The following is a 22,024-nucleotide window of genomic DNA, read 5'->3' as shown; positions in this document are numbered from 1 at the left end:
AAGCCGGTTTCCCCGACGGCGTCATCAATTTCCTGCCGGGCAGCGGCTCCGATGCAGGTGAACACCTCGTCGCGAGCCCGAAGACGCGCTTCATCAACTTCACCGGCTCGCGCGACGTGGGGCTGCACATCGTAGAGCAGGCTGCAAAGCACCGCGAAGGACAGAGATGGATCAAGCGGGTCACGGCGGAGATGGGCGGCAAGGACGCCGCGATAGTGGACAGCGAGGCGGATCTGGACGCCGCAGCAGAGGGCATCGCGATATCCGCCTTCGGCTTCCAGGGGCAGAAGTGCTCCGCATGCTCGCGGGCGATCGTGGACGAGAAGGTCTATGACGCCTTCATCGAGAAACTCGTCGCGCGCACTAAGAAGATAAAAGTAGGGCCGACGCGTGACCCCACGAACTGGATGGGACCGGTGGTCAACAAATCCTCCTTCGACAAGATCCGCGAGTACATAAAGACCGGCTCCAAGGAGGGCAGACTCCTCTGCGGAGGAGAGGCCTCGGACGATCAGGGTTATTTCATACAGCCCACGATCATCGCCGATGTCCCCCCCGCGGCCAGACTCGCGCAGGAGGAGGTGTTCGGACCGCTGCTGGCCGTCATCAAGTCGCGAGACTTCGACCACTCGATCGAGATATTCAACAGCACCGAGTACGGGCTCACGGGCGGCGTATTCACGAAAAACGCAGGCAGGATAGAGAAGGCCAGGCGCGAGTGCTTCTGCGGCAACTTCTACATCAACCGCAAGATCACCGGCGCCCTCGTGGGCGTGCAGCCCTTCGGCGGGTACAACATGTCCGGCACCTGCTCCAAGGCCGGCGGCAGCGACTACCTGCTGCTCTTCCTGCAGTCCAAATCCATATGCCAGAGACTGTGAAGACAACCCGCACCGCGTCGCGCGTGCTGGGCTGGACGCTCTCCACGCTGATGGCGCCATTCGCGAGAAGATTCATCGCAGGCACCACCCTGCCCTCCGCGCTGGATGTCCTGGCGCAGTTGAAATCCCAGGGCTTCTCCACGACGATCGACCACCTCGGCGAGAAGGTGGCCTCGAAAGAGGAGACGAAGATAGCCACCGAGCAATACGTGGTGATGCTCAAGGCGCTGAAGGAGAGGGCCCTGGACCGCAACGTTTCGGTGAAGCTCTCGCAGCTGGGCCTCATGATCGACCCCGAGCTCTGCGCCATAAATCTCGAGCGAATCGTTAAAACCGCCGAGGACGTCGGCGGCTTCGTGCGCGTCGACATGGAGGGTTCGGACGCGACCCAGGCCACACTCGACATGGTGAAGAGGATGAAGCGCACGAGACTGACGCCGATAGGAGCGGCGTTGCAGGCGATGCTCATCCGCACGCCAGAGGACGCGCTGGCGATGGTGGCGCGCGAAATCCCCATAAGGCTTTGCAAAGGCGCGTACAAGGAGCCGGCCGGCTTGGCGCTGCAGAAGATGGAGGACGTGCAGAGGGCGTTTCTCTCCATATCCAAGAGGCTTCTGACCACCGGTCTCTTTCACGGCATCGCAACGCACGACCCGTATCTCATAGACGAGATCAAGAGGTTTGTCTCTGCCCAGGGCATCGCAAAGGACCGCTTCGAGTTCCAGATGCTCTACGGCATCAGGCCCAGGCTGCAGAGGCAGATCGTATCCGAGGGTTGGAAGCTTAGGGTCTACGTTCCCTTCGGCCGCTCATGGGTGCCCTACACCTGGCGCCGCATCAGGGAGCGAAAGGAGAACGCCCTCTTCATATTGAAACACTTTTTTGTCAGATGACGGAGGAAGAGATGTCCAAGACCGAAAAATTCATCGCAGAGGTCGAACGCTACAGCGCGCACAACTACCACCCGTTGCCCGTGGTCATCTCCGAGGCGGAGGGGATATGGGTAAAGGATGTTGAGGGCAAAAAATACATCGACATGCTCTCCGCGTACTCCGCGGTGAACCAGGGACATCGTCACCCTAAGATTGTGAAGGCCCTCAAGGACCAGGCCGACCGCCTCACTCTCACCTCGCGCGCGTTCCACAACGATCAGATGGGCCCGTTCCTCAAGAAGCTCACGACCTACGCGGGCTACGACAAGGGGCTCCTCATGAACACCGGCGCAGAGGCGGTGGAGACCGCAATCAAATCCGCGCGCCGCTGGGGCTATCAGCGAAAGAAGGTCGCCGAGGACAAAGCGAGGATCATTGTGTGCGAGGGGAACTTCCACGGCCGCACGACCACGATCATCGGCTTCTCCACCGACCCAGTTTGCCGCGGGGGCTTCGGCCCCTTCACCCCAGGCTTCGACGTCATACCATATAATGATGCAGCCGCGCTCGAGCGCGCGATCACGCAAGAGACCGTGGCCTTCCTGGTCGAGCCGATACAGGGGGAGGCAGGGGTCTTCGTGCCTTCCGAGGGATTTCTCAAACGCTGCGCCGAGATCTGCAAGCAGAACAGCGTGCTCCTCATCGCCGATGAAATCCAGACCGGCTTCGGCCGTACAGGCCGCAGATTCTGCTCGGACTGGGAGGGCGTGCGGCCCGACGTCATCTGTTTGGGCAAGGCCATGGGCGGCGGCGTGTATCCGATTTCAGGGATCGTGGCGGACGACGAGATCATGATGGCCGCGTTCGAGCCGGGCAACCACGGCTCCACATTCGGCGGGAATCCGCTCGCGTGCGCGGTCGCGACCGCATCGATAGAGGTCATAGAGGATGAGCACCTGGCAGAACGCTCTGCGGAACTGGGCGATTTTTTCCGCGGCGAGTTACACAAAATCAAACACCCGCGCATCAAGGAGATCCGCGGCAAGGGGCTTCTCACCGGCCTCGAGCTGCACGAGATCGCGCGCCCCTTCTCGCTCGAGCTCATGAACCGCGGTATACTTGCCAAGGACACGCACGGCACGACCATCCGCTTCGCCCCGCCGCTCGTGATCAAGAAGGACGAACTCGCCGGTGCGCTCAAGACGATCACAGAAGTGCTGAGTAAGTAGTTCCCGTCCCTTAGACCTAAAAATAGGTCCTCTTGACTTATGGACCTATTTTTAGTACCATATCCCCATGGACATCAGAGCAAGGGTAAAGAAGCTGATCGACGAACAGGGGCTCTCCGTCAGGGCTCTGGCTGAGAAAAGCGGAGTGAGAAGGCAGAGCATAGCCTCGTTTCTGACCGGAGCCAACCTCCACATCGAAAATCTCACTAAGGTACTCGCAGCGTTGGGCCAGGGGCTTGAAATCGCCCCGCTCTCCTCTGCAAAGGGAGCCAGTGCGATCGAGTCGCGCTTTCCCGTCGACCGCAAGGCGTTGCGAAAGTTCTGCCGCAAACACGGCATCAGGATGTTCGCACTCTTCGGCTCGATCCTGCGCCCGGATTTTCGCGATCAGAGCGACATAGATATACTCATCGAATTCAGAAAGCCGGTATCTTTGTTTGATCTCGCCCGCATAGAGGAGGAGCTGAAGACTCTGGTGAAGACATCACACGAACTGGACGTGGTCACGCCGGGCGCCCTCTCCCCACATCTCAAGAACGAGATCATCAAGGGTCGCGAGGTGCTATATGAAGAAGCGGCCTGAACCCTTTTTTCTCCACATGCTGGACTCGATCGGCCGGATCGAGTCATACGTCGGCCGCATGAAGGAGCCAGCATTCATTCGAGACGCCAAGACACAGGATGCGGTCATCCGGCAGCTGGAAATCATCGGCGAGGCAGCGGGCAGAATCCCATCGAATGCGGTCCAGGACTCCCCAATCCCATGGAAGGCGATCGTGGGCATGCGCAACCGCCTGATCCACGACTACCTAGGCGTTGACCTTGCGATCGTCTGGAAGACGGTGAAGAGCGAACTTCCGAAACTCAAGGCGTATCTAAAGACAAAAATCTGATGGATGTTCCTACCCATCGCGCTCATCGTATCCCTCTGTCATCCCCGAATTCCTCAACACGACGTCATCCCCGAGTGCCTTAATCGGGGATCCAGCTCTTCTCAAGGGATTCCCGCTTTAGTGTGATGGGATTACGGTGGGTTACAAAGATATCTGAGCAGCATTGACCCCTCTTCCAGAAATGGTTATAATTATGACTAGAGATGGTGAGAATAAAGATCAGGGGGCGACCATGAAATCCATAACCGCAACCGATGCAAAGAAGAGGCTCCTCGAATTGATACGTGACTCGGACGAGAGCTTCGAGCGCTACCTCATAACCAGAAACGGGGAGCCCAGGGCTGTGCTCATGTCAGTGGACGACTACGAGGGCTGGATCGAGACGATGGAGATCATGAGCGATAAGGAAGCGATGGAAGAGATAAGAAAGGCACGTCAGGATCTCGATGCAGGCAAGGGCATCCCATTTGAAAAGGTCTTGGAGAAGATTCGTGGCTAGATACAAGATAGTCTTTACACCCCTTGCGGAGAGCCAGTTCATGGCCCTGCCGAAATTTGTGCGGCCGCGCATGGCTCACGCAATCGCAAAGCTCACCGACAACCCGTTTCTTGGAAAGCAACTCAAGGCCGAGCTTTCCGACTACCGTTCATTCAGAGTCGGCGATTACCGCATTGTCTACTTCGTCCGCAAAAGCGTCGTCCAGATTGAGATCATCCGCATAGCCCATAGAAAAGAAGCCTATAGATAATAGTAAAGAGTTGCAGGCGTAAAGAATGCCGATTTGACGGAACGGGTCGGGGTACTCTTCGCAGCGGGCATCGAGCCTGCCTGCCGGTAGGCAGGGAGGCCGGGTTCAATAGCCCTATAATATACCGGCCGACGAAAGCCCGCGAGGAGCCGGCGCATGAGGCGACGAGCGAAAGCGAGAAGAGTGCGCCGACCCGTTCCGTCTACAAATGCGGGGCACCCCCACAACTGAAGCTTGTTGACACCTTCGCCTGAATTCCCTAGATATTCTGCCTCCTTAGAAATCATCGATCGGAGAGGGTTTTGAAGGAACTGCCAAAAGCATACGAGCACAAAGAGGTGGAGGCGCGTTGGTACGAGGCGTGGGAACGATCGGGCGCCTTCCACGCGCCGGATTCGCCGAAGGCCAAGCCCTACTGCATCGTCATCCCGCCGCCCAACGTGACGGGCGCGCTCCACATGGGGCACGGGCTCAACAACACATTGCAGGACGTGCTCATCCGCTACAAGCGCATGGACGGCTTCGCGGCGCTCTGGCAACCGGGGACCGACCACGCGGGCATCGCCACGCAAAACGTGGTCGAGCGCGAGCTCCTCAAGTCCGAGGGCAAGCGCCGCCAGCAGATCGGCCGCGAGGCGCTGATCGAACGCATCTGGAAGTGGCGCGAGCAGTACGGCGACAGGATTCTCACGCAGCTGCGCGCGCTCGGCGCATCCTGCGACTGGGAACGCACTCGATTCACGCTCGACGAGGGACTCACGCGCGCGGTCCGCGAGTGCTTTGTGCGTCTCTACGACGAGGGGCTGATCTATCGCGGCAAATACATAGTGAACTGGTGCCCGCGCTGCCGCACCGCGCTCGCCGACGACGAGGTGGATCACAAGGACGAAAAAGGAAGCCTCTGGCACATCAAATACCCCATGGTCGAGGGCGCGGGCCACGTGACCGTCGCAACGACGCGTCCGGAGACCATGCTCGGCGACACCGCCGTGGCGGTGAACCCGAAGGACGAGCGCTACACGCACTTGATAGGAAAGCTCGTGCACCTGCCCGAGACCGGGCGCAGGATTCCGATCGTGGCGGACGACTTCGTGGATTCCTCATTCGGCACCGGCGCGGTAAAGGTGACTCCTGCTCACGATCCCAACGACTTCATGATAGGCGAGCGGCACAATCTCCCGCGCATCAACGTGATGAACGAAGACGCGACCATGAGCGACGAGGCGCCCGAAAAATACCGGGGTCTTACGCGCGACGATTGCAGGGACGTGCTCGTGCAGGAGCTGGAGAGTCAGGGGCTGATCGATAAAATCGAGGACCACTTGCATGCAGTGGGCCACTGCTACCGATGCCATACGACGATCGAGCCGTGGCTCTCTGACCAGTGGTTCGTGAGGATGAGGGGACTGGCAGGCGACGCAATCAAAATTCAAGAAAACACGGAGAAAAAGATTCACTTTCACCCCGACCGCTGGGAATCCTTCTACCTACAGTGGCTCGAAAACGCGCGCGACTGGTGCATCTCCCGCCAGATCTGGTGGGGACATCGGATACCGGTGTGGTACTGCACCAATCCGTCCGACGGCAACCAGAGGACGAATTGTCCTCCGATAGTGGCGCGCGACACGCCGACCAAGTGTCCCCATTGCGGCGGCACAAACCTCGTACAGGACGAAGACGTGCTCGACACGTGGTTCTCCTCTGCACTCTGGCCCTTCTCCACGCTCGGCTGGCCCGAAGAGACGGCACCGCTCGCCTCATATTACCCGACCGCCACCCTCGTCACCGACCGCGGCATCATCTACTTCTGGGTCGCGCGCATGGTGATGATGGGGCTCAAGATGATGGGAGACGTCCCCTTCTCGGACGTCTACATCCACGGAACGATACTCGACGAGCAGGGCCGCAAGATGTCGAAGTCGCTCGGCAACGGAATAGACCCGATCGACGTTATCGACAAGTACGGCGCCGACGCGATGAGATACTCGCTCATGGTGCTATCCACCGAAGGCCAGGACTTAAAGCTCAGCGAATCCAAGTTCGAGATGGGCCGCAACTTCTGCAACAAACTCTGGAACGCGGCTCGCTTCGCGATGATGAACCTGGAGGACATTCCGGACAAAGCGCCGGCCGACAAACTCCTCAACCTCGCGGACCGCTGGATATTGAACCGCCTCTCTCACGTCACGCTCAACATGCGCGAGGCGCTGGACGACTTCAAATTCAGCGTGGCGGCTCAGACCCTGTATCAATTCGTGTGGAACGAGTTCTGCGACTGGTACGTGGAGGCTGCGAAGCTGCACCTGAACGACAAGGACAACCCCGAAGCCAGAGCAGCCACGCAGCACACGCTGAGGCGCGTGCTCACGGACATCCTAAAACTCGCGCACCCCTTCCTCCCCTTCATCACCGAGGAAATATGGGGGCATCTCATGCCCGAAGAGGAGATGCTGATCACATCGCATTATCCGAAGGCCGAAAAACCTCGCTTCGAAGACGAGGCGGATGCGTTCAGCGCCGCGATCATGGAGCCTGTGGAGGCGATCCGCAACATCCGAGGCGAGAGCAACGTGGACCCTAAGAAGCGCATACCCGTTGCGATAGCAGCTTTCCACGACAAGCACATGGCAAAGCTCTCCGAAGAGGCGCCGCGATACGTGGAACACCTGGCGCGCGTGGATCGGCTCGTCTCGGTGAGCGCAGGCCATGAGCCCGAGGAGACCAAGAAGGCGGCGACCGGCGTCACACAGAGCCAGACAACCTACATCCCGTACGCGGGTCTGATCGACATCGAAGCCGAGCGCGCCAGACTCTCAAAGGAGATCGCGCGCGCCGAGTCCGAGATTGAAGCGGTGGATCGAAAACTCGGCAACGAGTCGTTCACAGCCAGGGCGCCCTCAGAGATCGTGGATCGCGAGCGCGCCAAGAAGCAAGAAGCAGAGGCCCGCCTCGAGAAATTGAGAAAGGCCCTCGCTGCATTGGGATAATCTATGAACAAACTGGACCAACTCATACAGATGGCCATCGAGGAGGACGTGGGAAGCGGCGACATCACGGCCCAGGCCACAGTGCCGGCCTCGCTCGAGGCCGCAGGATACATCAGCGCAAAGCAAACGCTCGTCCTCGCCGGGCTCGACACCGCGCGCCGCGTCTTCGAGGCCATTGACTCCAATGTGACGTGGCAGACGCGGGCAGCCGACGGGGACCTCTGCAAGACGGGCGATGTGCTCGCCACGGTTGAGGGGAGCGCTCACTCGCTGCTCGCTGCAGAGCGAATCGCGCTCAACTTTCTCATGCGCCTGTGCGGAATCGCCACCCTGGCGAGAAAGTTCGCGGATGCAGTCGCAGGAACGAACACGATCGTGCTCGACACCAGGAAGACCGCGCCCGGCTACCGCGAGCTCGAGAAGCACGCGGCCAAGATGGGCGGGTGCCAGAACCACCGTATGGGACTCTACGACCGCTTCCTCATCAAGAACAATCACATCGCGGCCGCAGGCTCGATCTGCAACGCAGTGAAGCTCGCGATCAACGCAAGAAAACCGGACCAGAAGATCGAGATCGAGACGTGCACGCTGGACCAGGTCAAAGAGGCGCTCGATTGCAAAGCAGATATCGTGATGCTGGACAACATGACCGTCCATCAGATGCGCGAGGCGGTGAAGCTGGCGGCAGGCCGCGCGAAGCTCGAGGTCTCGGGCAACGTGACGCTCGCCAACGTGCGCGCCTATGCCGAGACAGGCGTGGACTTCATCTCGGTCGGCGCCATCACCCACTCCGCCCCTGCGGCGGATATAAACATGACAATCGAAATCAGCCAGTGATCTTGAGTCTTGCTGCGAGGGATTTCTTGTAGAGCTCGATGTCCTTGATCGGCTTTCGGGCGAAGCCTTCGTCGCAGGCGGCATTGGCGACCGCGGGTGCCTCCCACAGGAGCACGCGCGGGTCGATGGGCTTGGGGATGATGTAATCAACTCCGAACTCGATGCGATCCACCTTATAGGCGTCGCATATGGACTTGGACACCGGCTCCTTGGCGAGAGCTGCTAGCGAGCGAGAGGCCGCCATCTTCATCCCCTCGCTTATCCTGCGCGCGCGCACGTCGAGCGCGCCGCGGAAGATGAACGGGAAGCCGAGCACGTTGTTGATCTGGTTCGGATAGTCCGAGCGACCGGTGGCTATGATCGCGTCCGGTTTCGCAGCGCGCGCATCCTCGGGCATGATCTCCGGGTCAGGGTTGGCCATGGCGAATATGATCGGCCGCGCAGCCATAGACTTCACCATCTCCTTTGACACCACCCCGCCCGCAGAGAGGCCGACGAACACGTCCGCCCCCTTCATGCACGCGGCGAGGTCCGCGGGGCCGGAGCGTTTGGCAAAGCGGCCGCGCCAGGGCTCCTGCTCGGCGCGGTCGTGGGTGATCATCCCCTTGCGGTCGCACATGTAAATATTGTCCACGGGCACGCCGAGCGACTCGATCATGCGCGCGCACGAGACAGCGGCGGCGCCGGCGCCGGAGAAGACCACCTTGATCTCCCCTGCCCTGCGGCCCGTGATCTCAAGCGCGTTCATGAGACCGGCGGTGGTGATGATCGCAGTGCCGTGCTGGTCGTCGTGGAATACCGGGATATCCATCGCCTCGATGAGCGCACGCTCGATCTCGAAGCACTCGGGCGCCTTGATGTCCTCGAGGTTTATGCCGCCGAAGGTGGGCTCCAGCGACTTCACGATCTGAATGAGTTTGGCAGGGTCCTTCTCATCCACTTCTATGTCGAACGCATCAACGTCTGCGAAGCGTTTGAAGAGGAGCGCCTTGCCCTCCATCACTGGTTTGCCGGCGAGCGGCCCGATATCGCCCAGCCCCAGCACCGCGGTGCCGTTGCTGACCACGGCGATGAGATTTCCGCGCGCCGTGTACTCGTACGCGAGGGTGGGGTCGCGCTCGATCTCGCGGCAGGGCTCGGCCACGCCGGGCGTGTACGCGAGCGAGAGGTCGCGCTGGGTGGCGCATGGCTTGGTGATGCTTATCTCGATCTTGCCCGGCCTGCCCTCGCGATGATATCGCAAGGCGTCGTCCTTTAAATTTCGCTTTTCCATAGGCCGCCTTTACTATGCGAATTCCGAAAATAACTCAAACCCGTTATTCCGGTCGCTCCAGTTATACGTTGATATCTGTATTAATCCATGTTATAACGTATAACATGGAGAGAATGGATCTGGCGGTGAGGACGCTCTGCGCCGAATTCCGCGAGGCGGCGCTGGCGAGAGTCGAAATGGAGCGCGGGATGCACGCCGAGGGGACCTTTGCCCGAAAGCGCGTCAAGGGAGCCACCTACTGGTACATGCAGCGCTACGAGGATGGGGTCGCAAAACAGGTCTACTTCGGGCCATCAAATCCAAATAACGACACAAAGGTGGAGGCAGCCAGGGCCAAGGCGCTGGATAGGAAGAAAGCCCTCAGCGAACTCGTCAAGAAAGAGCAGAGACTTGCGGCGATGCTCCGCCGAGGGGGCCTGCCCTCGCTCGACCGCCGAGAGGCCCAGGCGCTCTCGGCGCTTTCGGACGCAGGGCTCGCCCACAAACACGGAGTGTTGATAGGCACTCAAGCCTTTGCAGCCTACTCCTGTCTTTTGGGCGCAATCTTCGCAGGCAGCTCGCTCAGGACGAACGACATAGACATCGTGAGCGAGCCGACCATCTCAGTTGCGCTCCCCAGGTCGGTGGATATTCTCGCCATCCTCCGAAAGACCGGACTCAACTTTCACGAGGTCCCGGCACTCTCCGCAAAATATCCTTCGTCTTCCTTTCTCTCCGCTGAGGGGCTCAGGGTAGATCTGCTCACTCCGCTTGCGGGAAGGCCGCGCGGAAACGTGAAGCTCCCGAACATAAGCGGCGCGGGCGCGACACCGCTGCCCTTTCTCGATTTCCTGATCAAGGATGCGATCGACGCGGTCCTGATCGGGCCGGGCAAGGGTATAGCGGTCACAGTGCCTAACCCCGCCCGCTTTGCCGTGCACAAGCTCGCGATCGCCGCGCGCAGGCCCTCGTCTGAGGCCGCCAAGACGCAAAAGGATCTGGAACAGGCAGCGGAGCTCATCGCCGTACTCGCCGAGGAGAGACCTACGGAGCTCGCCACAGCACTCCGTAGCGTTGCGCGTATCGGAGGTAAATTCAAATCATACCTGGAAAAGGGAAGGAAGATGCTGCCGGCTGCAGTTGTTGCCCTGCTGTGACAAAAAAAGGCCCCGCGGTCGCGGGGCCTGTTGTCTTGTCAGTTCTGGATCAATTTACTTTTCAGAAGCCTTAAGATCCGCAGCGCACCGGAAGCCTTGATTCCGGAACTTAGACAGCTTTCCGCTTCACGGGAGCGCCACAGCCGCCGCATTTACCTTCTCCCTGCCATGTCTGTCCGCCGCAGAATTCACACGGCGGGCCCGGCTTTTTGACGGGGGCTACAGCAGAAACAGGCTGAACTCTACCGGCGGCGAACGACGCCCTGATGCCAAAGGGGCTGATCGCAGCCTGGGCCTGATCATTCCAATGTTGGTGAGCATATTCGGCGATCCGCTTGAGCGCCTCCGCTTCCCCCCTCGACAAGAGGACTTCACACAATTTGACGGTGGTTTCGATGAAACTCGAAGTGTACGCAGCCTTCTCGATGGTGAGTGAGGGCAAACCCTCCACGCCTTCCAAAATTACCCCGACCAACATATTCCTCGAGTTAGCATTCCACTTCCTCCTCGCATAATCCAGCACGCTGTCCACGGCGTGCCATGCCTCTTTCTTCGTCAACTCACGAAACAGGGTCTCTGTATCACTCTCCGAATCGCTGCATACGGCCGCAAGCCCGAGCGTCGAGACCGGGGCATCTCCCAGCCATTTCAGAACTTTCTTCGCCAGGTGATCCTTGGCTTCTACATTCCAATTGACACTCGCATGCGCCAGCGCCTTGTCCGTCTCCTCCCAGCTCCCTCGCTCCAATAACCCGTTAAAAAGTGAGACGCCGCTTTCTATCGTTTTCGATGTAATAAAGGCCTGAGCTATCGTGCTGTCCGGGGCCCCATCCATCTGTCCGATTACGAGCTCAACCAAGGAGTTTCGCGCGTCATCATTGTGCTGCCTTGAAGAATACCTCAAGGCCTCGTCGACAGTCTTCCATGACTTCCTCTCCAAGAGCTGCTTGAACAGAGTTATGTTCTGCCTTGTTTTGGTTGTTTCCCTGAAGGCTTTGAGGACAGCGTCGTCCGGGGCCTCTTTCAATTTAGCTATCAGTTGATCCACTTCGTCGACGGGAAGAACTCTCCGCATCATACCAGATATCCCTGCCACCAATGCCAAGAGTAACCCGCAGGCTGCTCCGCCACCTAGAATCGTACTAATATCCATCGCCCACATGCCCTCTGTTTGCCCCGCCTTTGGGTCGATCATCCTTTCGGCGCCGATAGACGGATCCAACATGGGATGGACATGCAGCGCATCTGGATCAGCATAGATGTTTGCAGCATCCAAGGCCGGCATTGTCACTGCCGCACCGCTGAAGGCGGCATCTCCGATGGGCACATTATGCCTGGCGAATGGATTCGAAAAAGCGTTGACATCGCGCGCGTCGATCTGTCGCAGCCCCTTCGCCGTTGGCGCATATCCACTTCCATAATTGACGAGCCTTGGGGCATGCGCCCTCACATCTGCCTGCTCGACCCTCCCCAATACCCCGGGGCTTATCATCGGAACCCTGGCGGTCACCGCGGCCTGCACAGGAGTCGCCGGAAGCCCGAGCGTCCGGAATGAAATTCCATTGTTGAACATCATGCTCATATGCACTCCTTTGCGTTTACTTGCTTACTCCACCCTTATCGCACAGATCAAAAAAAAGTTGCTAGAAAAACGCGAACGTGTCGCTGCTCAGTTAAAATGCAACTCCATGATATCCCTTACGAAAAAATAGAGGGATATCATGGAGTTGTTCACGATGACCGAAGTGCCGATTTGACGGAGAGGATCGATGCGGATGCCTCGACCCTCTCCGTCTCAGGTTGATTCATCAGTAATACAGATGTTCCGCGGGATCGATCGGGATTCCGTCCTGGCGGACCTCGAAGTGCAGGTGTGGACCCGTGGCGCGGCCGGTGGCGCCGATCTTCCCTATCCTCTGTCCCTGCGCCACCACCTGCCCCTGCCTCACTCCGAGCGAATCCATGTGACAATAGCGGGTCTCAAGCCCTGCGCCGTGATCCAGGATCGCGGTGATCCCGCAGCCGGAGATCAGCCCCGCGAATCCGACCCTGCCCGCGGCCGCAGCACACACCGGCGCGCCTTCGCTGCGGGCGATGTCCATGCCGGCATGCGCAGCCCTCCTGCCGTTGATCGGGTCTCTGCGTACCCCGAACATCGAGGTCACCCTGCCCTCTGCAGGCGCAAGCAGAGGCATGAGCTCAAATCGCGCGGGGGGCACGATCATCGACGCCGGGTCTTCAATCAAAAGAAATCCGCTCCCTGAGATATCCCTCGAGTGCACGTGTTCATCGATCCGGATATCGGCGCACGCCATGCGCGCAACTAGGGACACGAAGAACATCAGGATGATTGCGGCTGATCTCATCGAATCCCTTCCAATGCAGATTTCATGCCACACAGAAAGGGGGATGGGACGCGAAAGGAGAAAATCTGGCACGCGACGTGCATCGATTCGATGCAGTTCAGACGAAAACGATGCAGTTTGAATCTAACGATTGACGGCGCCAGGGCGCCCCACTAAATTCTAAATATGTTGGAGATCGCGCTCCAGCGCGCAGGCAAGATGCTCCTCAGGCAGCCGATCGGGACCGAACCCGTCTCCGTCGGCCGCTCCTCTGAAAGCACCATCAGACTTCTCGACCCGGACATCTCCAGGGAACACTGCAGGATCGAATGGCGCGACGGCGCGCTCATCGTGCAGGATCTCTCGACCAACGGCATGCTCGTCAACGGCGAGCGCACGAAGGAAGCGCGCATAGACGCGGGGGACCGCATAGCAGTCGGCCCCTGGAACCTCGTCATCGAGACCACGGTCGACGCGGTGCCTGTGCGCACCATCGCGGCAGAGCCGCACGCGACGCAGGTGCTGGCGTTCGACCCGGCCAGCAAGAGGCTCTCGACCAGGCGCGTGGAGTTCATAGTCCGCACGCCGGAGCAGGCCCCTCTCAAGAAGCGCACTGCAAAGGCCGAGATCATCATCGGTCACCACGCCTCCTGCGACGTGGCGGTGGCCGATCCGTACGTATCGCGCCGCCACTGCAAGCTCGTCATGGACGGCGACAGGGTGAAGATCGTGGACCTCGCCTCGACCAACGGCCTCTTCGTGAACGCCACGCGCGTGACCCAGGCGGCCATGGACAGGCAGGGTTCGTTCACAATCGGCAGATCGACCGTGTACTACCGCGTCTTCTCCGACGCCGAAGAGCTCGTGCCCTCCAACTCGGAGAAGCTCGGCGAGATGGTGGGACGCTCAAGGGCCATGCGCGAAGTCTTCGCACTGATCGCGCGCGCCGCCCCCTCGGACGCGCCGGTCATGATCACGGGCGAGAGCGGCACCGGCAAAGAGCTGGCCGCGCGCGAGGTGCACAGGCTCTCGCGCAGGAACCGCGGGCCGTTCGTCGCGATAAACTGCGGCGCGCTTCCGGCGGGCATCATCGAGGGCCAGCTCTTCGGACACGAGCGCGGCGCGTTCACCGGCGCCGTGGAGCGCACACCGGGCCTCATCGAGCAGGCGGGCGGCGGCACGCTGTTCCTGGACGAGATCGGCGAGATGGAGCTCCCCATGCAAACCAAGCTCCTGCGCGTGCTCGAAGACAAAAAGATCAGACGCATCGGCGGCCAGCAGGAGATAGACGCGGACTTCAGGCTCGTCTGCGCGACCAACCGCAACCTTCGCGACATGGCCAAAGAGGGGAAATTCCGCGAGGACCTGCTCTTCCGCATCCACGTCATCCCGGTCGACATCCCTTCGCTGCGCGAGCGGCCCGAAGACATCGAACCGCTCGCCTCCCACTTCCTGACCTCCCTGGCAAAGGAGGGCCGCAGCCCCAGTCTCAGCGACGACGCGATCGAAGCGTTGCGAGGGCACCCCTGGATGGGCAACGCGCGCGAGCTCAGGAACGCGTTGGAGAGGACGCTCATCTTCTGCGACCACGACGTTATCGAGCGAAAAGATATTTTTCTCTCATTCATGGGGCCAAGGAAAGGCCACAAGGGCAGGCTGCGCGAACAGGAGCGGGCCTACCTCATAGAGGTGATCAACGAGTGCAAAGGCAACATATCTCAGAGCGCGCGCAGGCTCGGCATCGCGCGCACCAGCATGCAGGCTAAGATGCGCAGGTTCAAGATCGAAATCCCCGGTCAGTGATCGGCGACCTGCGCTCATTTCTTGGAAAGGAGTCGGATGAAAGAAGCGATGCTCTACAGCAGGGAGGGCGACAGGGTACGCTGCCGCCTCTGCCGCCACAACTGTCTGATCGAGGCGGGCAAATACGGCATCTGCGAGGTGCGCTACAACGACGCGGGCACGCTGAAATCCATCTTCTATGCAAAACCCATATCAATGGCGGTGGATCCCATCGAGAAGAAGCCTCTCTTTCACTACAAGCCGGGATCGAGCGCGTTCTCGATAGCCACGCCCGGCTGCAACTTCCGCTGCGACTTCTGCCAGAACTGGGAGATATCCCAGTATCGCCACGGCGACTCGCCCGAGGTCGCGATGCGCGAGGTCCTTCCCGAGGCGGCGGTGAAGAACGCGAAGACGCACCGCTGCGCGTCGATCTCATACACCTACACCGAGCCCACGATATTCTTCGAATACGCGTACGATATCGCGAAGCTCGCGAAGGCCGAGGGAATCGGCAACTGCTTCGTGACCAACGGCTACATGACGCGCGAGGCGCTGGACTTGATCAGGCCGTATCTCGACGCGGCGAACGTGGACCTCAAGTCCTTCCGCAAGGACACCTACCGCAAGGTGATGAAGGCGCAGCTCGACGGCGTGTGCGACTCCATAAAGTACATGCGCGAGCTGGGGATCTGGGTCGAGGTCACTACGCTCATCGTGCCAGGCATGAACGACGACGAGGCGGAGCTCAAAGACATAGCGCATTTCCTGGTCGAGGCGGGCCGTGAGATCCCCTGGCACATAAGCCGCTTCACACCGCGCTACGAGCGCACGAGTACTCCGCCCACTCCTCCGGCCACGCTCAAGAGGGCGTACGAGATAGGCAAGAAGGCCGGGCTGCGCTACGTGTACATGGGGAACATGCCGGGCGACCCATCGGAGAACACGTACTGCTACAGCTGCAACGAGCTCCTGATCGAGCGCGAGGGTTTCGCCATAGGGGAAAACCGCATCACGCACAGGTCCACGTGTCCCAAGTGCGACGCGCGGATAGACGGGATAGACCTTTCAGGTCGTGTGAAATAACTCGGGTTGAAGTTGAAGTTCCAGATCAGGCCTGCTGCTGTTGACGCTCTGCCGCCTCTTGACGCTGCTTCATGTCTTCTTCGTTGATCTTGTCCGCATACGTCTGGAGCCCGCGGGTCATGTCGTTGAGTTTGTTCTGCGCCAGCTCCGCCGTTGTATTGGCGCTGTTGTAAACCTCTCGCGCGCCTTCCCATGCGCTCTTCGCCTTTGCCTCTGCAGACTCGGCTGACGCATACGTCGCGTTGGCGCTCTTCTCCTTGCCCTGATTTTCGGCAAGCTTTGACTTCTTGTCGGCGACCATCTGCGCATACGGGTTGCTGGCCGAGCGATCCCTGATGTTAGCCTCTTTTGCCGCGACCTCGCGCTCTGCAGCCTGGGCGCTGTTGTAGGTGTACTTGGACTGATCCGTCGGCTCCTGCTTCGGAGAGAAGTAGCTGGGGAAATTTAAGCTCTTGGAAGCCGAGCTGCGGCCCACGAGGTCCGTTATCATCGCCCTGCCCATGTCGGATATCAGGGCGCAGATGCATCTCCAGATCTCTGCGTCGCGATTCTGCTGCTCTGAGAAGAGCTCCTGCTTACCCTCGGCAAGCTTCTGCCTGACCTCATCAAGGAACATTTCGTGCTGGAACCTGGCCTGCTCGTACAGCGACGCCACCCTATCCTTGTCCGGGTTGAGCGACTTGAGCTCATTCTCGATCTGGCGCTGGTACTGCTCCATCGATTCGAGCGCCTGATCGAGCTCCTGCTGTGCGTTGCGCGCGAGGTTCTTCGAATAGTCCGCCTCCTGCTTCGCATCCGCGGTCGCCTGCCTGGCATCGTTAAGCGCGTTGCTCGTGTCCTCGACTGAACCACGGGCGTCTGCAGCCTCGCCGTTGCGGTCAGTGAGATCGGCAGCCTGAGCGTTCATGTCATCGCGCAGGGCCCCGGCTTCGGCAGCATTGGTTGGAACTACCTGTCCTGCAGCGAACATAGGGTTACCTCTCCAACTATATTATCGGTTGCCCCACCCCTTAAGTTGCGTCCCTGGACAAAGATAATTGTCTTTAATTATCGATTAGTTAGCTTGGATTTTCCAGGTTCCGGCGGCCTGATCAGAGACTCAGCATCCTGTCCAGGGCGGCCCTGGCCCCCACGGCCACCTCATCCGCCACCCGGACCTCGTTCACCCGGCCCAGCTCGCCCAGCACCCAGAGCAGGTCGGCCGCCGAGGTGCGGAACATGTTGGGGCAGAGCGAGCGCGCCAGCGGGACGATCCGCTTGCCCGGATTTTCACGCGCGATCCTGGAGACAAAGTTGATCTCGGTGCCTATGACCACGGTCGAGCCTGCAGGGGCCTCGTCCGCGCACTTCTTGAGAAACGCGGTCGAACCGCTCTTGTCGGAGATGGCTACGACATCGGGCTCGCACTCCGGATGCACCGCTATCACGCACCCCGGATACTGCGCGCGCGCGAGCTCCACCTCCCTCGTCGTGAAGAAGGTGTGCACGTGGCAGTGTCCGTCCCAGATGAGGACCTTGGCGCCCCTTGCAGCGGATTGATTCGGCTTGAACGGGTCCCACACAGCGATCTCTTCTTTCCTGAACCCCTTTGCCAGCGCCGTATTGATGCCGAGGTTCCGATCGGGAATGAAGAATACCCGTTTATTTTGTCCTGCCGCCCAGTCGAATGCCTTGGCCGCGGACGATGAGGTGCAGATCGTGCCGCCGCGCTCCCCGCAGAGAGCCTTCACCTCCGCGCTTGAGTTCATGTACACGACAGGGAGAAACCGTTCCGCAATCCCGTCATCCTCCAGCATGCGCCACGCCGCCTCGACCTGCGAGATGTGAGCCATGTCCGCAAGCGGACAGCCCGCGTCGAGCGCGGGCAGGTACACGTGCTGGCCGGGTTTCGCCAGGATCGAGGAGGACTCGGCCATGAAGCGCACGCCGCAGAAAACGATATGTTCGGCGCTGGAGGCAGCGCCGTGCTGCGCCAGATTAAAGGAATCACCCTGGAAATCGGCGAACTCGATCACCTCGTCGCGCTGATAATAGTGGCCCAGGATGAGGAGTTTCTCGCCCAGCCGCTCCTTGTGCGCGCGTATGCGGCTTCGCACCTCATCAGGAGCGAGACTGCGGTATGAATCCGGAACACTGTCTATCGCAGGCATAAAAAAGTTCCTCTGATTGTGGCGGGAGACGTCAGCTCCTTATCATCCGCATGAATTCCTTCTCGCCTATTATCTGAACCCTCCCGCCCTTCCCCTGAAGTTTCTTCGCCTTCGCGAGTTTCGAACCCGCGCCGCCGCCGTCGCCGACAACGAGGTAGTCGATCTCCTTTGTCATTGATTCGGCGGCCACGCCTCCGTGCCCCTCCACGAGCTTCTGCGCTTCGCTGCGCTCCATGGCGAGGAGCTTGCCGGTGAAGAGGAAGTTCTTTCCATCCAGGAGCCCGGCAGTCTTCGGCCTCTCATCCGCCGTCACCACGACGTGTTTGAGGAGCTTGCGGATCAGCTTGCGCCTGGCCTTGAGCCCCTCCACCACCTCGCGCGCGATGACCGGCCCGATCGTCTTCACCTGCGAGAGTTCCTCCTCTGTGAGGGAAAGCACTTTGTCCAGCGAGCCGAAACCCTCGAGTATCTTTGCAGCGTGCCTCCCGAGCTCCCGGATGCCCAGGCCCTCAAGAAACACCCCGAGCGGGATGCGGCTCCTGGCCTGCACGTTGCTCACGAGCTTGGCGGCCAGCGTCTTTCCCATGCGCTCGAACTCCAAAAGATCCCCGACCTTGAGCTCGTAGAAGTCGGCCGGCTCTGTCACCTCTCCGCTCTCATAGAGCTTCTCGAGAAGCTTCTCGCCGAATCCGTCTATGCCGACTGCCTTCACGAAGTGCTCTAGCTCGGCGATCTTTGCGCGCACGCAGGACTTTGCGTTCGTACAGTAGAGAAAGTCATCCTCCTCGCGCACGGCAGCGCCGCACGAGGGGCATTTTGGGGGTATCTCGATCGTGCCTTTCCCCGGCTTCTCGACCTTCTCGACGTGAGGGATCACACCTCCGCGCCTCATCATCACCACCTGCGCGCCGATCCCGAGCCCATTTTCGATGAACTCGCGCACGATGCCCAGGTTGTGCATGGAGGCGCGCGAGACCATCGCGCCCGAGAGCTCCACTGGCTCCACGATCGCCACAGGAGTTATCGCGCCTGTGCGCGACACGCTCCACTCCACCTCTGTAAGAGTAGTGACGCCGGAGTCCCCCTGAAACTTGTAGGCGATCGCAAAGCGCGGGTGGTGCGCCGTATCGCCCAGCCTCTCCTGCTCATCCACGCAGTCGGCCTTGAAGACCACGCCGTCCGTCTCGAAGTCGTAGGATGCGCGCTTCCCCTGGAAGTGATCGAATGCCTTCTGCATCTCCTCACGCGAGACCCTGCGCCACTCGATGGTCGTGAAGCCCTCCTTCGCGAGCGCTGCGAGCTTCTCGTGCTCGGTCTTTATCTTCGTGCCGCGAAGGTCGTACGCGAAGAAGGAGAGCGAATAATCGCCGGTCTTTTTCGGGTCCTTCTGCTTCACGGCTCCTGCAGCCAGATTGCGGGGATTGGCGAATTCAGCCTCGTACCTCTTGAATATCGACAGCGGCATGTAGATCTCGCCCCTGACCTCTGCCCCATCCTCATCGCCCAGCCTCGCAAGGCCCTTTGCCTCGCCGGGGACGCTCTTTATCTGTTTCACATTCTCGGTTATCCGCTCACCCTCGACCCCGTCGCCGCGCGTCGCTGCGAGGACGATGGCCCCGGATTTGTCGTAGCGGATGCTTACCGCTACGCCGTCTATCTTGGGGCTGGCTATCACGTCGCCCGCGAACTTCGAGGCCCAGTCCATGAGCGCCTCGTCGTCGTAGCACTTGTCCAGCGAGAGCATGGGCGCAGCATGGCGGACCTTGACGCCAGCGGGCCTTACGTCGGAGACGATCTCAGTGAGCGCCTGCGAGTCCGGGGCTTTGGATCGCAGGATCTCGACGAGCCTGTCGAACTCCATGTCAGGGATCTCGGGCGTATGTTTCACAAAATATAGGCGGTTGTGGCGGCGGACCTCGGCCTCCAGCTCCGCGACGCTCATCTTTTCCCATCTCTTCATCGACATACCCCACCCATCCAACATTTTCGCTTTCTTTTCAGACCCGCTTCCGCTACAAGATTCAGGGGGCACCGTAGCAAAACCCTTCGGAATTTCAAGACTATTTGGCGGCCGCATCGATCGCTCCCAAGGCCCGCCACTGACACGTACGCGAGGACTCCCTCATGGCCATAGAGACTTTCCAGTTGAAAAACGGAATGCAGGTCCTGCTCGAGGAGAACCACTCCGCAAAGGTCGTCTCCTTCCAGGCGCTGGTGAAGGTGGGCAGCGCGCACGAGACGGACGCGGAGGCGGGCATCTGCCACGTGATCGAGCACATGCTCTTCAAGGGCACGCCCACCAGGCCCACCGGCACGATAGCGCGGGACGTCGAGGCAGCGGGCGGAGACATCAACGCCTACACATCGCTCGACCAGACGGTCTTCTACATCAACATGGCCACTCAATTCGCGAACCGCGGCCTGGCGATACTCGCCGACGCGGTGAAACACCCGCTCTTCGACGCCGACGAACTCGCGCGCGAGGCCGAGGTGATACTGGAGGAGATCCGGCGCGAGCACGACAACCCGGGCAGGATGGTGATCGAGCACCTCTTCAACACCGCCTACAAAGTCCATCCCTACGGCAGGCCGATCATAGGCTTCCCGCACACGGTGAAGTCATTCACGCGGGAGCAGCTGCTCGATTTCCACAGGAGATGGTACGGGCCGAAGAACATCGCGTTCATCGCCGTCGGCGACTTCGAGACGGCCTCCATGCTCAAGCAGATCGAGCAACAGTTCGAGGGCTTCGAGGGCCCGTTCCCGCCCTCCGTCTCGATCCCCGAGGAGCCGGCTCACACGCGCGCAGGCCTCATCGTCAAGGAGATGAACGTGCAGAGCGCATATCTTGCGCTCGGCTTCCACGTGCCTCAGCTCAACCACATCGACACGCCGTCGCTCGACGTCCTCTCGCACATCATGGGCGGCACCGACTCATCGAGGCTCGAACAGCAGGTGAAGCAGAAGATGAAGCTCGTGCACAACATCTATTCGTTCGCATTCACACCCAGGTTCCCCGGGCTGTGGGTGATCGGCGCCATGTTGGACGACAAGGACGTCCCTAAGGCCATGGCCGCTATCTCAAGTGAAGTGCGCAGGATAATGGTCGAACCGGTGATGTCCGGGGAGCTCGCGCGCGCCAAGCTCAACATCCGCTCCAACGAGGTGTACGAGAAGGAGACCGTGGGGGGACAGGCCGGCAAGATCGCCTCGTTCCTGGCCACGGCCGATGACCATCGCTTCGAGGAGCGCTACTATCAGATGCTCTCATCGGTCAGCACCGCCTCGGCTATGGAAGCAGCGCTGAAATATCTCAACCCCGGCAATTGCACGATATCGCTCATCGTGCCCAAGGGCTCGAAGTTCGCGGGCAAGCCGGAGGATATCCATCGCGCAGTGGAGTCGAAGACGGCCAAATCGCGCGGCGCGGCCAGGCAGAAGCCGGAGCGCCTGCACAGGATGAGGCTCAGAAATGGGGCCCATCTCCAGGTCATCGAGAACCACAGCGTGCCCGTGGTGGCGATGTGCGCAGCGGTCATGGGCGGCATGAGATACGAGACCGAGGCCACGAACGGACTCTCGGGCCTCATGTCGAGGTCCATGATCAAGGGAACGAGCAAGCGCTCCGCCATAGAAGTGGCCAAGGAGATCGAGCGCATCGCCGGCAACATCGACGGGTTCAGCGGCCGCAACAGCTCCGGGGTTCGCTGCGAGTTTCTCTCCGAGTACATGCACGACGGATTCGCCCTTTTCTCAGAGGTGCTCTCGCACCCCGCCTTCTCCGCCTCCGAGGTGGCCAAGGAG

The 22,024-nt window shown here is 60.2% G+C and carries 19 protein-coding genes; 13 read left to right on the top strand and 6 right to left on the bottom strand.

The window, feature by feature from the left end:
* The 9 genes from WC683_13260 to nadC all read left to right on the top strand — a co-directional run.
* On the top strand, window positions 1-881 hold an 881-nt coding region (locus WC683_13260; GenBank protein MFA4973576.1), incomplete at its 5' end, for an aldehyde dehydrogenase family protein.
* Complete coding sequence (locus tag WC683_13255; GenBank protein MFA4973575.1) at window positions 866-1,774, top strand: proline dehydrogenase family protein; 909 nt, start codon at window positions 866-868, stop codon at window positions 1,772-1,774. The genes WC683_13260 and WC683_13255, both read left to right, overlap by 16 nt.
* 11 nt (window positions 1,775-1,785) lie before the next feature.
* Window positions 1,786-2,982, top strand: a complete 1,197-nt coding sequence (gene rocD, locus WC683_13250) for an ornithine--oxo-acid transaminase (protein ID MFA4973574.1) — start codon at window positions 1,786-1,788, stop codon at window positions 2,980-2,982.
* A 67-nt stretch (window positions 2,983-3,049) separates the two neighbouring features.
* On the top strand, window positions 3,050-3,565 hold the full coding sequence (locus WC683_13245) for a nucleotidyltransferase domain-containing protein (GenBank protein ID MFA4973573.1): 516 nt from the start codon (window positions 3,050-3,052) through the stop codon (window positions 3,563-3,565).
* Window positions 3,549-3,875, top strand: coding sequence for a DUF86 domain-containing protein (locus WC683_13240; protein ID MFA4973572.1), 327 nt, complete (start codon window positions 3,549-3,551; stop codon window positions 3,873-3,875). Before WC683_13245 ends, WC683_13240 begins: the two co-directional genes overlap by 17 nt.
* Window positions 3,876-4,107: 232 nt before the next feature.
* Window positions 4,108-4,374 carry a type II toxin-antitoxin system Phd/YefM family antitoxin gene (locus WC683_13235; protein MFA4973571.1) on the top strand — a complete coding sequence of 89 codons (267 nt, stop codon included), beginning with the start codon at window positions 4,108-4,110 and terminating at the stop codon, window positions 4,372-4,374.
* On the top strand, window positions 4,367-4,624 hold the full coding sequence (locus WC683_13230; GenBank protein MFA4973570.1) for a type II toxin-antitoxin system RelE/ParE family toxin: 258 nt from the start codon (window positions 4,367-4,369) through the stop codon (window positions 4,622-4,624). The genes WC683_13235 and WC683_13230 overlap by 8 nt, the downstream gene beginning before the upstream one ends.
* A 302-nt stretch (window positions 4,625-4,926) precedes the next feature.
* Window positions 4,927-7,611, top strand: a complete 2,685-nt coding sequence (locus WC683_13225; GenBank protein MFA4973569.1) for a valine--tRNA ligase — start codon at window positions 4,927-4,929, stop codon at window positions 7,609-7,611.
* A gap of 3 nt (window positions 7,612-7,614) precedes the next feature.
* Window positions 7,615-8,448: a carboxylating nicotinate-nucleotide diphosphorylase gene (gene nadC / locus WC683_13220; GenBank protein ID MFA4973568.1), complete on the top strand. Its 834-nt coding sequence runs from the start codon at window positions 7,615-7,617 to the stop codon at window positions 8,446-8,448.
* Here nadC and WC683_13215 read toward each other — a convergent pair.
* A complete protein-coding gene (locus WC683_13215) occupies window positions 8,438-9,721 on the bottom strand; it encodes a malic enzyme-like NAD(P)-binding protein (GenBank protein MFA4973567.1) in 1,284 nt (427 codons plus the stop codon). The two genes, nadC and WC683_13215, sit on opposite strands and share 11 nt — an antisense overlap.
* A gap of 104 nt (window positions 9,722-9,825) precedes the next feature.
* Here WC683_13215 and WC683_13210 point away from each other — a divergent pair, with 104 nt between their 5' ends.
* Window positions 9,826-10,857 carry a GSU2403 family nucleotidyltransferase fold protein gene (locus tag WC683_13210; protein MFA4973566.1) on the top strand — a complete coding sequence of 344 codons (1,032 nt, stop codon included), beginning with the start codon at window positions 9,826-9,828 and terminating at the stop codon, window positions 10,855-10,857.
* A 109-nt stretch (window positions 10,858-10,966) separates the two neighbouring features.
* Here WC683_13210 and WC683_13205 read toward each other — a convergent pair whose 3' ends face one another.
* Together WC683_13205 and WC683_13200 are read right to left on the bottom strand one after the other, a co-directional pair.
* A complete protein-coding gene (locus WC683_13205; GenBank protein MFA4973565.1) occupies window positions 10,967-12,439 on the bottom strand; it encodes a hypothetical protein in 1,473 nt (490 codons plus the stop codon).
* A 226-nt stretch (window positions 12,440-12,665) separates the two neighbouring features.
* Window positions 12,666-13,223 carry a M23 family metallopeptidase gene (locus tag WC683_13200; protein MFA4973564.1) on the bottom strand — a complete coding sequence of 186 codons (558 nt, stop codon included), beginning with the start codon at window positions 13,221-13,223 and terminating at the stop codon, window positions 12,666-12,668.
* A 165-nt stretch (window positions 13,224-13,388) separates the two neighbouring features.
* Here WC683_13200 and WC683_13195 point away from each other — a divergent pair, with 165 nt between their 5' ends.
* Window positions 13,389-15,005, top strand: coding sequence for a sigma 54-interacting transcriptional regulator (locus WC683_13195; GenBank protein ID MFA4973563.1), 1,617 nt, complete (start codon window positions 13,389-13,391; stop codon window positions 15,003-15,005).
* A 36-nt stretch (window positions 15,006-15,041) separates the two neighbouring features.
* A complete protein-coding gene (gene amrS / locus WC683_13190) occupies window positions 15,042-16,070 on the top strand; it encodes an AmmeMemoRadiSam system radical SAM enzyme (protein MFA4973562.1) in 1,029 nt (342 codons plus the stop codon).
* Window positions 16,071-16,095: 25 nt separating this feature from the next.
* Here amrS and WC683_13185 read toward each other — a convergent pair whose 3' ends face one another.
* The 3 genes from WC683_13185 to ligA form a co-directional block, all read right to left on the bottom strand.
* Entirely contained in the window at window positions 16,096-17,040 is a 945-nt protein-coding gene (locus tag WC683_13185) for a hypothetical protein (protein ID MFA4973561.1), read from the bottom strand.
* Between the two features lie 121 nt (window positions 17,041-17,161).
* Complete coding sequence (gene nadA / locus WC683_13180) at window positions 17,162-18,220, bottom strand: quinolinate synthase NadA (GenBank protein ID MFA4973560.1); 1,059 nt, start codon at window positions 18,218-18,220, stop codon at window positions 17,162-17,164.
* 31 nt (window positions 18,221-18,251) lie between these two features.
* Complete coding sequence (ligA, locus tag WC683_13175) at window positions 18,252-20,186, bottom strand: NAD-dependent DNA ligase LigA (GenBank protein ID MFA4973559.1); 1,935 nt, start codon at window positions 20,184-20,186, stop codon at window positions 18,252-18,254.
* A 158-nt stretch (window positions 20,187-20,344) separates the two neighbouring features.
* On the opposite strand from ligA, the gene WC683_13170 reads away from it, so the two are divergent.
* On the top strand, window positions 20,345-22,024 hold a 1,680-nt coding region (locus tag WC683_13170; GenBank protein MFA4973558.1), incomplete at its 3' end, for an insulinase family protein.

The sequence above is a fragment of the bacterium genome (assembly GCA_041648665.1).
GTDB lineage: Bacteria > UBA10199 > UBA10199 > 2-02-FULL-44-16 > JAAZCA01 > JAFGMW01.
Note: the sequence above shows the minus strand (reverse complement) of the source record. Positions and strands in the feature narration are given on the sequence as shown.

Coding starts and splice junctions, on each gene's coding strand:
- amrS (MFA4973562.1), top strand. CDS start 15,042: ATGAAAGAAGCGATGCTCTACAGCAGGGAGGGCGACAGGGTACGCTGC.
- WC683_13185 (MFA4973561.1), bottom strand. CDS start 17,040: ATGTTCGCTGCAGGACAGGTAGTTCCAACCAATGCTGCCGAAGCCGGG.
- nadA (MFA4973560.1), bottom strand. CDS start 18,220: ATGCCTGCGATAGACAGTGTTCCGGATTCATACCGCAGTCTCGCTCCT.
- nadC (MFA4973568.1), top strand. CDS start 7,615: ATGAACAAACTGGACCAACTCATACAGATGGCCATCGAGGAGGACGTG.
- WC683_13245 (MFA4973573.1), top strand. CDS start 3,050: ATGGACATCAGAGCAAGGGTAAAGAAGCTGATCGACGAACAGGGGCTC.
- WC683_13210 (MFA4973566.1), top strand. CDS start 9,826: ATGGAGAGAATGGATCTGGCGGTGAGGACGCTCTGCGCCGAATTCCGC.
- WC683_13205 (MFA4973565.1), bottom strand. CDS start 12,439: ATGAGCATGATGTTCAACAATGGAATTTCATTCCGGACGCTCGGGCTT.
- WC683_13195 (MFA4973563.1), top strand. CDS start 13,389: ATGTTGGAGATCGCGCTCCAGCGCGCAGGCAAGATGCTCCTCAGGCAG.
- WC683_13255 (MFA4973575.1), top strand. CDS start 866: ATGCCAGAGACTGTGAAGACAACCCGCACCGCGTCGCGCGTGCTGGGC.
- WC683_13235 (MFA4973571.1), top strand. CDS start 4,108: ATGAAATCCATAACCGCAACCGATGCAAAGAAGAGGCTCCTCGAATTG.
- WC683_13215 (MFA4973567.1), bottom strand. CDS start 9,721: ATGGAAAAGCGAAATTTAAAGGACGACGCCTTGCGATATCATCGCGAG.
- rocD (MFA4973574.1), top strand. CDS start 1,786: ATGTCCAAGACCGAAAAATTCATCGCAGAGGTCGAACGCTACAGCGCG.
- WC683_13240 (MFA4973572.1), top strand. CDS start 3,549: ATGAAGAAGCGGCCTGAACCCTTTTTTCTCCACATGCTGGACTCGATC.
- WC683_13200 (MFA4973564.1), bottom strand. CDS start 13,223: ATGAGATCAGCCGCAATCATCCTGATGTTCTTCGTGTCCCTAGTTGCG.
- ligA (MFA4973559.1), bottom strand. CDS start 20,186: ATGTCGATGAAGAGATGGGAAAAGATGAGCGTCGCGGAGCTGGAGGCC.